At 45.6% G+C, this 12,524-nt stretch carries 10 protein-coding genes and 1 pseudogene; 2 read left to right on the top strand and 9 right to left on the bottom strand.

Annotation, left to right across the window (positions count from 1 at the left end; all coding sequences use genetic code 11):
• Positions 1-200: 200 nt before the first annotated feature.
• From B9Z54_RS10675 to B9Z54_RS10630, 9 genes are all read right to left on the bottom strand, one after another.
• Entirely contained in the window at positions 201-461 is a 261-nt protein-coding gene (locus B9Z54_RS10675; RefSeq protein ID WP_162785173.1) for a hypothetical protein, read from the bottom strand.
• Between the two features lie 756 nt (positions 462-1,217).
• A complete protein-coding gene (locus tag B9Z54_RS10665; protein WP_113928376.1) occupies positions 1,218-2,660 on the bottom strand; it encodes an aldehyde dehydrogenase family protein in 1,443 nt (480 codons plus the stop codon).
• Positions 2,661-2,675: 15 nt separating this feature from the next.
• Entirely contained in the window at positions 2,676-3,422 is a 747-nt protein-coding gene (locus B9Z54_RS10660; protein ID WP_113928375.1) for an SDR family NAD(P)-dependent oxidoreductase, read from the bottom strand.
• Positions 3,406-4,503 carry a tartrate dehydrogenase gene (locus B9Z54_RS10655; protein ID WP_113928374.1) on the bottom strand — a complete coding sequence of 366 codons (1,098 nt, stop codon included), beginning with the start codon at positions 4,501-4,503 and terminating at the stop codon, positions 3,406-3,408. Before B9Z54_RS10655 ends, B9Z54_RS10660 begins: the two co-directional genes overlap by 17 nt.
• 2 nt (positions 4,504-4,505) lie before the next feature.
• On the bottom strand, positions 4,506-5,732 hold the full coding sequence (locus B9Z54_RS10650) for a M20 family metallopeptidase (protein ID WP_113928373.1): 1,227 nt from the start codon (positions 5,730-5,732) through the stop codon (positions 4,506-4,508).
• Between the two features lie 5 nt (positions 5,733-5,737).
• Positions 5,738-7,210: a sodium/pantothenate symporter gene (gene panF / locus B9Z54_RS10645; protein WP_113928372.1), complete on the bottom strand. Its 1,473-nt coding sequence runs from the start codon at positions 7,208-7,210 to the stop codon at positions 5,738-5,740.
• Positions 7,207-7,494, bottom strand: coding sequence for a YhdT family protein (locus B9Z54_RS10640; RefSeq protein WP_240189883.1), 288 nt, complete (start codon positions 7,492-7,494; stop codon positions 7,207-7,209). The genes panF and B9Z54_RS10640 overlap by 4 nt, the downstream gene beginning before the upstream one ends.
• Positions 7,495-7,514: 20 nt before the next feature.
• Complete coding sequence (locus tag B9Z54_RS10635; protein ID WP_113928370.1) at positions 7,515-8,870, bottom strand: aspartate aminotransferase family protein; 1,356 nt, start codon at positions 8,868-8,870, stop codon at positions 7,515-7,517.
• A gap of 13 nt (positions 8,871-8,883) precedes the next feature.
• Positions 8,884-10,344 carry a CoA-acylating methylmalonate-semialdehyde dehydrogenase gene (locus tag B9Z54_RS10630; RefSeq protein ID WP_113928369.1) on the bottom strand — a complete coding sequence of 487 codons (1,461 nt, stop codon included), beginning with the start codon at positions 10,342-10,344 and terminating at the stop codon, positions 8,884-8,886.
• Between the two features lie 151 nt (positions 10,345-10,495).
• Between B9Z54_RS10630 and B9Z54_RS10625 the strand changes: the two genes are divergently transcribed.
• Together B9Z54_RS10625 and B9Z54_RS25695 are read left to right on the top strand one after the other, a co-directional pair.
• The gene (locus B9Z54_RS10625; RefSeq protein ID WP_240189881.1) at positions 10,496-11,713 is read left to right on the top strand and encodes a PucR family transcriptional regulator; all 1,218 of its coding nucleotides are present in this window, start codon (positions 10,496-10,498) and stop codon (positions 11,711-11,713) included.
• A gap of 139 nt (positions 11,714-11,852) precedes the next feature.
• Positions 11,853-12,274: pseudogene (locus B9Z54_RS25695) on the top strand (transposase); the annotation flags it as partial.
• Positions 12,275-12,524: the final 250 nt, after the last annotated feature.

The raw sequence follows: 12,524 nt of genomic DNA, 5'->3' as shown, positions 1-12,524 counted from the left end.
CAATATATGGGATAGTGCCAACGAGGGGTGGGCGAGACCATGAATTCGATATAAATAAGGGGGAAGGACCCCCTTCCCTTGAAAAAATCTATGAAACTATATCAGTATAACTCAGTAGGAAGTGGAATATTGTCCGCCCTCGGTAGACAAAACTTGCGGAGCACTTCGAGTTTGACCGGAATCTCAACCTGAATATCCTTTCACAGAGTGACCGACTGTGGGATCATCGGATCGAAGAGATCGGTTCCTATCAGCGGCCCTTTCGAATGGGGGATGGTCTGAGCGGCATGGCAGCTGATATTTTCAAGGGACACAGCGGTCATCTCAACTGGCACAGTCCATACAACTAACAATCTTCCTTGGTTGCCGTTTTCTAAGATCCTCCCATTGCAAGTAAATTCATCCAGCGAAGGCTCCGTACAGCTTACTGAAACCTGCCGGCCCTCCGCGATTGCAGCCAAAACCAATGCACGGCACTCTCAGGAATCATCTGCTTGTTTTGATAACAGTTAGCGAAGAACAGCGGTCGTAGACCTTCCCGAAGGAGATGCATTCCGGACTGAGGAACGGAGGAACAGATCCCTCGTCACGCTACCATTTACCTCATAACAGAAAAGAGAGACATATTGCTATGACATGTCTCTCCTTCAGACTTGCCTTTATATATATGTAAATTGTGAACTCACGTCGAACACAGCAAGAAACTCATGAATACCTCAAATGGCTTATTATAATTGAGCACTTTCCGGGGAACCCAGTTGAACGTCAAGAGAAAATCCATGATGTCCTTCCGGATCATCCCGCTGAAATCGGTACCTTTTGGGTACGTACGCCTAATGCGACCGTTGCTATTTTCGTTCCGTACCACGCTGACCTGGTTTTCCGGGATCCGAGAAGTAAAAGGGAACTTCTCTAGCCCCTTTTCAACTCTTTCCTAAAGATGAAATTCCTTGCCACGGTCGGCGGTGATGAACTTCACCACTTTTTTAGGCAAGTTTTTCAACACATGGATGATGGATTGTGCCGTTTTTGCCGCTAGCTTATTGATAATCTCAAACCGGCTAGTGCGAGGAACCTGTTGTGTCCCTGTGTCCCTTGCAACAAAACAAAAAGACACCCCAAAACCTTCGACAAATCTCGGGGCGTCACTGTGACCATAATTTAAAGGAACCCCCTCTGTGAATATTTGGCGGGACGAGAGACCGTCCCTCTGTCCTCTACCGGTACTTTATGGCCACGTTCTTAAGCTGGGTATAATTCTTCAAGGCAACCAGCCCTTTTTCCCGGCCGAACCCGCTCTTTTTATAGCCGCCAAACGGCATTTGAATGCCACCGCCCGCGCCATAATTATTAATAAATACCTGACCTGACCGAATCCGGTCGGCCAGCCTGTGGGCCTTCCCTATATCTTGTGTCCAAATTCCTGTGACCAGGCCATAATCGGTGCCGTTAGCGAGTCGAATGGCCTCTTCTTCTGATTCAAAAGTGAATACAGAGAGAACCGGTCCAAATATCTCCTCTTGGGCAATGACGCTGTCAGGTGATACCTCATCAATGATAGTCGGCCTTACATAATAACCATTTTCAAAGCCTTCTATCTCTACGCGCTTGCCGCCTGTAACGATTTTCCCTTCTTTTTCAGCTTGGTCAACAAATGTCATAACCCGTTCAAATTGGTTTTTAGACAAGATAGGTCCTATATCAGGATCTGTTTTACCCGGACCTACTCTCAGCTGTTCAAATCGTTCCTTCAATAAGGATACAAAACGCTGTTTATAAGAAGCTTCGACCAATAATCTCGAGCCAGCGGAACATGTTTGCCCCGCGTTTTGAATGATGGATTTTGTAACCCAATCTACCGTCTTTTCCTCATCACAATCCCTGAACACTACATTTGGAGACTTACCGCCAAGTTCAAGAGTGACAGGAACAATATTTTCCGCAGCTGACTTCATGATCATTTTTCCGGTATCTACAGATCCCGTAAAGGTAATATGATTCACTTTGGGATGTGATGACAAAGCCTGCCCCGCTTCACGCCCATACCCTGTCACCACATTAAACACACCTTTGGGTAAAGCTGTCTCAGCAAAGAACTCAGCGAGCTTCAATGCTGTTAAAGGAGTATCCTCCGCTGTTTTCAAAACGACTGTATTGCCTGTTGCAATCGCTGCCGCTGTACTTCGAGAAGTGATCTGTATAGGATAATTCCACGGAATGATATGGGCAGTGACACCTATAGGCTCTCTCACAGTAAAATCAAGGACTCCATCTTCAATGGGAATCGTCTCCCCCATCATCTTATCCGCCGCACCTGCATAAAACTCAAAATAACGGGCCGCCGCTTCAACATCAGCGTATGCCTGAGACATTGGTTTTCCCACGTCCGCTGTTTCAAGTTCCGCCAGCTCATCCCGGTTCTCGCGAATTTTTTTCGCCAGCTCAAGTAATACATAACCGCGCTCATGAGGTTTAAATGTCCGCCATTCTTCACTTTCGAAGGTGAAAAGGGCAACCTGGACCGCCTCATCCATATCCTCTTCCAGGCCTCTTGGAATCGTCCCGATTTCTGATTGGTCAGCCGGATCATAAAATGGAATCGTTTGGCCAGATTTGCTGTTGACCCATTCCCCATTAATATACATCTTCAGTTCCTTCATGTTATCACCCTTACGTTAGATTCCTCTTCCACCATCAATATTCAAGGTTGCCCCAGTGATCATTTCAGCCTCATCAGAGAGAAGAAACGCGATTGAATGGGCAATATCCGTTGGTTTTAATAGCTTTCCTAAAGGGACGCTTTGTTTAAAAATGGTATCCTTCACCTCATCAATATCGGTCCCCTCTGCCGCAAACTGTTCCAGCATATTCGTATCGCATGGCCCCGGATGGACGGTATTGACCCGGACCTGATGAGCAGCCAGTTCAATCGCCAATGCTCTGGTAAAGCTTTCCGCCCCGCCCTTTGAGGCGATATAGGCTTGGAGACCTGGTCGGGGACGAACAGCAGAGATTGACGCAACATTGATGATCGAGCCATAGCCTTGTTGTTTCATATATATAGCCGCCTCTTTACACGTTAAAAATAGGAGCGTCGTATTCACATTGACTAACCGGTTCCATTCATCCAGAGTGACATCCTCGATGGGGGTTGCTTTTTGAGCGATCCCCGCCGCGTTGACCAATCCGCTGATTGACCCAAATCTGGCATTCCCCTCTGCAAAAACGTATTGAACAAACGGCTCGTCCAACATGTCTCCTTCATAGACTGCCAGCTGGTCGCTTTGGATACTGTCGAGCTCTTGTGTATTCAAGTCGCTGGCAATGACCTTTGCGCCTTTTTCCAGCAGTAACTTTACTACCGCCAGCCCCATGCCGCCGCCAGCTCCTGTAACAACAATTGATTTATCTTGCAGCTGCATTCGTATTCTCCTCCTTCATTCGCAGCTTTAAATGATTTTTGATTGCTGAACCAACTTCCTTTGTCGATGATGTGCCGCCTAAATCCGGAGTAACAACACCGGCTGCAATAGAATCTTCAATTGCTTCTAAGATAGCATCATGTAAGTCGGACCTGCCCAAATGCTCAACCATTAACGCCGCCGACCAAATCTGCGCAATCGGATTGGCGATTTCTTCCCCTTTTATATCAGGTGCCGATCCATGCACAGGTTCGAACATGGATGGATATTCCTTGGATGGGTTGATGTTGGCAGAAGGCGATACCCCCAGCCCCCCGACGACCGCCGAACCGAGGTCAGACAAAATGTCACCGAATAAATTCGAGGCGACAACCACCTCAAAGGTTTGTGGTTTTTGAACAAAGAAAGCAGCAAGGGCATCAATGTAAATCCGTTCCAGGTCAATATCGGGATAATTACCCGCAACGTCATTGACGACTTCATCCCAGAAATTCATGGAGTGAATAACCGCATTGGACTTTGTGGCACTTGTTACTTTTTTCAGCCCTTTCGAACGCGCGTAATCAAATGCGAATCGGCTTACTTTTTTGACTCCTTCCTTTGTCATGATGGTATTCTGAATGGCGAGCTCGTGATCAGTTCCCTCATAAAGTCTGCCGCCGGAATTGGAATATTCCCCTTCTGCATTCTCACGGATAATGGCGAAATCAACCTTCTGATTTTGATTCTTAAAGGGTGTGGGGATTCCCTCCAGCTGTTTGACAGGACGGTAATTAATATACTGGCCGAACCTCTTCCTGATTGGCATGATCAATTCCCAAACGGTTACATAATCGGGAACCCGGGAGTCACCGATTGCCCCGAACAAAATCGCATCAAATGCTTTCAGCCTATCCAATCCGTCTTCAGGCATCATCCGATTGTGTGCAAGATAATACTCTGAATTCCAATCCAATGTAGTGAACTCACATTGGAAATTCGGGTCCTCTTCACACAGTAGACGCAATACCTTTTCCGCTTCACGCATAACCTCAGGACCTATGCCGTCGCCGGGCAGGATGGCAATTTTATGCTTACTCAACTTCAAGCACCCTCTTCATTTAAAAAGTTCAGAGCCGCCTGGCGGAATATTTCAGTCGTTTCTGCCAACTCATCAACATCCACATATTCATCAATCTGGTGTGGAACTTCACGATCTCCCGCCCCAATGGTCACAATCGGAACACCCGCAACATGAAGGAAGGTTCCATCCGTTGCACCTGGCACTCCATTATAGACCGGCTCCATTTTCAAAACTGTTTGCACAGCTTGCGCGACAGCCTTCACAACTGGATCTTCTCTATCTGTGTCTGTCCATGGGCGGTCCTCAATCACTTCAAAATCTGCTTTGAAGTCGGGATCATTCTTTGACAACCGTTCAAAAATACGGTGGATTTCCTTCTGTAAGACTTCATGATCCTGGCCAGGCACGGTGCGGATATCGAGTGTCGTCATACATTGTTCAGGAATGACATTGATTTGCGCATCCCCTTTGACAGGTGCTTGAATGATCGTCGGTGTGATACTTGGCCATCCCAGTGTCGGATGCTTGCCTAAACGCTCCTGCTCGTGCTTTTCCAATTTTTCCAGCTCGCAAATTATTTTAGCCATGCGCCAGTTTGGGTTGATGCCGCTCCAGGAAATCGCGCCATGAGCCATTTTTCCATACGTTTTCAAAACGACACGCATGGCGCCCCTCTGGTTGATGCATACCTGATTTTCTTCCGGCTCACAAATGATGGCTCCATCTATACCATCTGCCCAGCCCTGCTTAATGAAATGCTTGATTCCGATCATCATGCCTTCTTCATCACACGGGATACACAAAATGATTTTTCCTGACCATTCTTCCTGATCCTGTAACAGGGAATGGACCGCAGTAATCATGCAGGCTAAGTTACCTTTTGTATCATTTGTTCCCCTGCCGTACATACGGCCATCTATAATTTCTGCCCCAAACGGGTCATGTTTCCATGAATCATGGTCTCCCTCTGTCACGACATCCGTATGCCCTTCAAACAGAAGTGTTTTTCCAGGCTTGCCCGAATCCACGATACCGATGACATTCGGCCGTCCAGGCACAACTTCTTCCACATGGACTTCAATCCCAAGATTGCTTAGGTGACCCGCGACAAAGTGAGCAACCTTTTCTTCATTGCCCCCTTCAATCCCAGGGCGGTATACACTCGGTATCCTTACTAAGTCCTGTGTTAAGGAAATAACTTCTTTTCGATCTCGTGTAAATCTGGTCTCTGTGAAAGTTTCACTCATTTCCGTTAAACACTCCTTTCCAGTTTTTGTTGAGTAATATAATCATTCACTGTATAAGATTTTGTCATCAGACTAACGGTTATAAATGCCACAAATGATAGAATGATAGGAACGACAACATTATGCATCCCGAACAGATTAGGGAAATATTGATCAACAATAATGTAGGAACCTATCCCAACAATCATGGATGACAGCGCTCCGTACTTGTTGCCCGCTTTCCAATAAAGTCCCAGTACCACCGGCCAAATGAATGTAGCTTCCAGACCGCCAAAGGCAAATAGGTTCAACCAGATTAGTAGATCCGGCGGGTTCAAAGCCATCAGGAACACTAATACCCCGAGGATCGCTGTTACACTGAAGCTTAGCTTTTTAACCGTACCAATGGCTGCCTCGGGCTTGATGTAGTTCAAGTAAACATCTTTTACGACAGCAGAGCTGACAAGTAACAGGAGGGAGTCAACCGTAGACATGATGGCTGCCATAGGTGCCGCCAATACAATTCCGGCAAGCCATGCTGGCAGGACCTCCTGGGCAATCATCGGCATCACTTTGTCGCCCACTTCAATGCCAGGTAAAATCGGACGGGCAAATACACCGATCAAATGCATATTCAACATGATAAATCCAACTACTATCGTTCCGATAATGAGTGCCCGGTGCATGGATCGTGAATTCTTATAAGACATAGCACGAACGGTCACCTGCGGCAAACCGACTACAGCCACCCCTACCAAAATCCAGAAAGAAGATACATACGATGGGCTCAGATCTCCCGCCGCACCATACGGAGTCACCAAGTTGGGATTCTCCGCCAATAGATCACCCATAATATTCGAGATACCACCTCCTGCGATGATTGTGGCAATCAGCAGAACCAGCGTACCCCCAAACATGACGACGCCTTGAACAGCATCCGTCAAAGCGACGGCTCTGAATCCGCCGATAATAACATATACAAGAACGGAAACAGCAAAGATGAATAATGCTGTTGTATAGTTTAATCCTGTCAACGACTCAATTAATCTGGCACCGCCGACCCACTGGGCAGCCATTGCCGAGAATAGGAAAATGATGATACTTAAAGCGGCCGTTAAGACCACCCACTTGCTCTTGTAACGTTCTTTTAAGAAGTCGATCAACGTCACGGCATTATATTTACGAGCCATGATTGCAAACTTTTTACCAAGAATCATTAAGACAAAATAACCGGTTGCCACCTGTGACATTGACAGCAATACCCAGGCAAGCCCTTGAGTATAAGCAACACCGGGACCACCGATGAAACTGCTCGCACTTCCGTAAGTGGCGATCATGGTCATCGCAAGGATGAACCCCCCGAGCTGTCTTCCGCCCAGGAAGTACTCTTGCAAGAATGAATTCTCTGTTGTTGTTTTTAAAGATTTACTTGCCCAAAAACCGATGAAGAAAATGATAATCAGAAAGACAACTAAAGGTAAAATAACTGCCAAGTTCATAATTTCTCACCTCCATCTTCATCAAATGGGACGTCGACAAACCAAAATTTCACAACAACTATAACAAGTACCACCATGATCAAGAATCCAACTACACAGCTGTAAAAGAACCAAGCCGGCAGCCCGAATACATATGAGTAATTTTCAGGTGACTCATCACCCAGCCCATATGCGAAGGCAAACCACCAAAGGAAGTTGAAGACGGCCAAAGCTACTCCTATCAACGCTTCCCGGTTTGCAATCTTAAACCGATAATCCTGCTTTCCCCCTAGATCTTTCTGCAATTCTCCCATCTCCTTGTCTATTAAGTTAAAACTTCACGAATCGAAGTTTTAAGAACACCGCTCAAGAAATATATCGTACCTTCATCAATGGAAAGTGGAGGCGCCACCGTTAAAATATTATTAAACCCAGCCACTGTATCCCCATTCTTTCCGATGATGACCCCTTTCAATTTACATGCTGAGATGATGCTATTAACCTTTTCTTCCTCAATCGGCTTGCGGGTCAGTGAGTCCTCAACCAGTTCAATTCCCAGCAATAACCCCTTACTTCGGATGTCACCGACATTGGGATGACTCAACAGCTCTTTCACTTCCTCATAGAGCTGCTGCCCGCGAACAGCGGCGTTGCTGATGTAGCCCTCATCCTTAATGATATCTATATTCTTCAGGGCTAATGCGCAAGCAGCCGGATTCCCGCCAAATGTTGTGACCGATCGGAAATGGTCATATTCACAAGCCTCCTGAAACATTTCATAGCGGTCTTTCCTAACCGCTGTAACAGAGAGCGGTAAATAGCCACTGGTCAATCCTTTTGCCATTGTGATGATATCCGGCTTAATACCCTCATGCATAAATCCGAACATCTCTCCCGTTCGGCCGAAACCGCTGATCACTTCGTCCACTATCAGCAAAACACCATGCTTATCGCAAATCTCCCTGACTTTTTTCAAGTAGCCTTCCGGCGGGACCAGAATGCCGCCCCCTGTAATGATCGGCTCCATGATGACCGCCGCAACCGTCCTATTAAGCTCCCATGTAATAGTCTGGTCAATCATATCGGCACAAGCGGTTTGGCAGCTTCCAGGTTCCTTTTTCAAAGGACATCGGTAGCAGTCCGGCGGCACGGTATGCAGAAAGCCGGCAGCCAATGGTTCATAGCGGTATTTCCGCTCCGCCTGCCCGGTTGCTGACAAGGCCCCCATAGTACCGCCATGGTAGGCACGGTAACGGGAAACAATTTTATATTTGCCTGGCTCATCATTTTGGTTATGATACTGCCTCGCTATCTTAAATGCGGTTTCGTTTGCCTCAGAACCGCTGCTTGAGAAGAAGAATACATACTCGTCATCAAGCCATTCATTGATTTTCTCCGCTAACTGAATGGCCGGATAATGGCTTTGGGTCAGCGGATAGTAGGGCATCTCCTTTAGCTGCTGGTAAGCAGCCTCCGCCAATTCCTCTCTCCCATACCCCACATTGACGCACCAGAGCCCGCTCATCGCATCTAAATATTTGTTTCCATCGGAATCTTCAAGAAAACAGCCTTTTGCCATTTTTACGATAAGGGGTGTTTTCGCATAAGGTGTCATCGCGTGCATAACATTTTCTTTGTCCCGCTCTTGCCAGGTTTTTGTCTTCACTTTATTATTCACCATCCTTCTGTCTGGTCTAGAACCGGCTGGTCAGCATCTTTCTTCTTGTATAGAAATTCACACCATCTGATCCGTTTGCATGCAGGTCTCCATAGAAAGACTCTTTCCAGCCTGAGAATGGGAAAAAGGCCATTGGCGCAGGAACTCCCACATTCACTCCCAGCATCCCGGCTTCCGTTTTTTCACGGAAATACCTGACTGCTCTGGAGTCATTCGAATAAAGAACGGCAGAGTTTCCAAAACGTGACTGATTCACCTTATCGACTGCCTCCTCAATGGTTTCTGCGCGAAGGACACTTACTACCGGACCAAAGATTTCTTCTTTAGCAACGGTCATTTCAGGTTCTACCTGATCTAACAAGGTCCCTCCTAAATAGAAGCCTTCACCTTGTGCTGATGGATGATTACGGCCATCACATAACAACTCTGCCCCTTCGGCTACACCTTTCTCAATATAATCCGCCACTTTGTCCCGGTGCTCCTTGCGAATAAGCGGTGTCAAGGACACATTATCTTGAAAGCCATCCCCGACAGTTAAGTTCTCCACCTCATGAATAAGTGCCTCCATGAATGTCGGCTGATCCCCCACGACAACGACCGCACTACAAGCCATGCATCTTTCGCCGGCACTGCCATATGAAGATTTTATGATTTCATCTACTGATTGTCGGACCGACGCATCCGGCATGACAATATGATGGTTCTTTGCACCCGACAGCGCCTGCACCCGCTTGCCTGTTTGCGAAGCGCGTTCATACACAAGCTTTGCAACTGGCTGGGAACCTACAAATGAAATGGCATCCACTTGTTCATGCTCCAGCAGACCTTCAACAACATCCTTCGCACCATGCACAATATTGAACACGCCATCGGGAAGTCCGGCTTCTTTCAATAATTCCGCAAGCCTGTTAGCTAACAATGGTGTTTTTTCAGAAGGCTTCAATACGAATGTATTTCCGCACACGATGGCAAGCGGGAACATCCAGCATGGCACCATCATCGGAAAGTTGAAAGGCGTTATGCCTCCTACCACCCCGACTGGATAACGATACATCGATGAATCCATATTCGATGCAATGTTTGTCAGGCTTTCACCTTTCATCAAATTAGGTGCTCCAGCTGCAAATTCAACGCACTCGATTCCCCGCAGAACTTCCCCTTTTGCTTCTTTGAAACTTTTTCCATTCTCCAATGTAATCAGCTTCGCTAACTCATCCTCATGTTCCACCAGCAGCCTGTGATAAGAGAACATTAGACGTGCCCTCTTGGGAACCGGTACTTCTGACCACGTTTCGAAAGCTTCCCTTGCTGTTTGGACAGCTGCGTCCACATCTTCTTTCGAGGAGATTGGAACTTGGGCTATCTCCCTCCCATTTGACGGATTGTAAACTGCTCCATAATTTTGACTTCTTGTAGGTACCTTTTTATTTCCAATGAAATTTGACAATGTAACCGGGCTCTGTTCTAACTTTTGCACCTAATCCTTCCCTTCTTTCGCTATACTTGATAAAATAATTATGAATATTCAAATAATATTTTACATTGAAAACGATTACATTTCATTAGACAAACAAATAGTAAAAAAACTGAACAACTTACATTGTGTAAAGTCAGGAGGTCTCTTTAGCATGACAAAGGACAGTTATCTAACAATTGAAATGATATTAGCAATGGATTGCTTTCAATCAGCAAAAGTACTAAGCGGGATAAAGGGAACAACCAAAATGGTCAAGTGGGCACATATATTGGAAGTGAACCATATAGGGACCTTAATAAATGGTGGTGAACTCATATTGACCACCGGTATAGGCTGGGGAGAAAATCATGAAGTCGCCATAAGGTTGATGAAGGAATTGATACAAAACAAAGCATCAGGTTTGTGCATCGAATTAAATACATACATATCAGAACTGCCTGAAGAAATGATGAATCTCTCGGAGGAACATGACTTTCCAATAATTGCGTTTTATGAACAAGTCCGCTTCATCGACATAACAAAGAAGATTTATGACTACATCTACTATCCTGATAAAAATCTAAGCTTATCCCAGCATCTGACACAGCTTTGGAATCAGCACCACACCAGCTTTACTGAGGTCACGGCTGCCATCTCCGAGGAGTTGGCACCTGGAATTCCAGCATTGGTATTGGGAAGAAATAGTCTTTCAGATTATGAAAGTCTTGCCGAAGAAGAAGGTTTTGAAATGCTATACACATACCTTCCCTCCTCATCCTCCCTTTTTGTACTTTTCCGGGATATTTTCGGAAACAGAGCATCCCTTAAACAGCGGTTATCCCGTTTATATGCAGCAATAGAAGAGCCAATAGAACTAATCGCCGGCAAGGATTATCAATCGACAGACGAGTTGTCCAAATCACTAATGACACTAAAGGAAGCCATTGAAATAAAAAAAATCTTTGAGAACCGTCACTTGATGTTCTACCAAGATCTCCAACTTGAGAGACTGCTGGTCCCGCTCATCCTGAATAACCAGCTCCCAGGAATCATCAATGAATATCTTGAACCTCTAATAAACTATGATCAGAACCATAACAGCCAGTTACTGGAAACACTTGATGCCTATCTGCAATGCCACGGCAATAAACAAGACACTGCCAATAAACTTTTCATCGTAAGACAAACCCTTTACCCCCGTCTGAATAAAATAACAGAGATACTAGGGGAAGACTTTATGAAGACCGATTTGAGGATCATACTTGAAATCGCCCTATGGTATAGGAAACAGACTAAAAATGGAAGAAGGGCGGCTGTAGTTGCGGAAAATATTCAATCTGGGAGAGACGTTCACTGTCCCTCTGTCCCTCCCAGCAAGAAGTGGGAATGACAGAAGATGGGCGCCTGCTAACTGTGATTTATGAAAAAAAGAATAAATGATTCGAGTTGTTACAGGTTGGGAAGAAGGAGAAAATGATATGAGTGCAAGTTCTTTTAACACGAAGAAAAAGATGAATTAGGTAGAGTAATGGTTCGGTGTAAAGGGAAATCACACTGTTCGCAAGTATCATAAGAAAGGAAAAAATAGAGAATTTTAACGGTACTACTTCGAAAAGGAGCAATGCCGAAATTGCCCTATAAGGGACGCTTGTATTTCAGGGAAGACCGTGGGTAAAGTAATGGAAGTTGGTATCAATACCCCAGAATTCTTTGAATACAGCCAGGAACAAAAAAGGAAGAATTTAAAGTAGAATACAAGAAAAGAGCTTGCCAGGAATGGAAAAATGGTGAGATGAAGAATTTTCACAGGCTAGGTCGTGCCAAAGGGTACGGTCTAAAAAGCATGGCCTTACAAGCCAAGCTAACCGCATTAGCAGTAAATTTAAAGAGGATAGCAGCAATACTATCCTCTAAGAGAGGGCTCAATCTGTTTCAATTACCATTTTATTGAATTTTCCATCTAAAAGTTGTGAGATTCACAAAATGTGTGCTTAGCAGGCGATAAAAAAGCTACTTTTTCAGTGGTCTCAACCTGTCCCTGTGTCCCTTAAAAACCTCCAACAAAAACAAAAAAGACACCCCAAAGCCTTCGACAAATCTCGGGCCGTCACTGTGACAGTACTTAAGGAGTCGTTTTTCAGTGGTCTCGCCCTGTCCCTGTGTCCCCTTGTAAATATTTGGTGGGACGAGGGACCTGTGTC

Origin of the sequence: Bacillus sp. P14.5 (assembly GCF_003316765.1) — a bacterium.
In the GTDB taxonomy this organism is placed as follows: Bacteria; Bacillota; Bacilli; order Bacillales; family Bacillaceae_B; genus Rossellomorea.
Note: the sequence above shows the minus strand (reverse complement) of the source record. Positions and strands in the feature narration are given on the sequence as shown.

Coding starts and splice junctions, on each gene's coding strand:
- B9Z54_RS10665 (WP_113928376.1), bottom strand. CDS start 2,660: ATGAAGGAACTGAAGATGTATATTAATGGGGAATGGGTCAACAGCAAA.
- B9Z54_RS10660 (WP_113928375.1), bottom strand. CDS start 3,422: ATGCAGCTGCAAGATAAATCAATTGTTGTTACAGGAGCTGGCGGCGGC.
- B9Z54_RS10650 (WP_113928373.1), bottom strand. CDS start 5,732: ATGAGTGAAACTTTCACAGAGACCAGATTTACACGAGATCGAAAAGAA.
- panF (WP_113928372.1), bottom strand. CDS start 7,210: ATGAACTTGGCAGTTATTTTACCTTTAGTTGTCTTTCTGATTATCATT.
- B9Z54_RS10635 (WP_113928370.1), bottom strand. CDS start 8,870: ATGGTGAATAATAAAGTGAAGACAAAAACCTGGCAAGAGCGGGACAAA.
- B9Z54_RS10625 (WP_240189881.1), top strand. CDS start 10,496: ATGACAAAGGACAGTTATCTAACAATTGAAATGATATTAGCAATGGAT.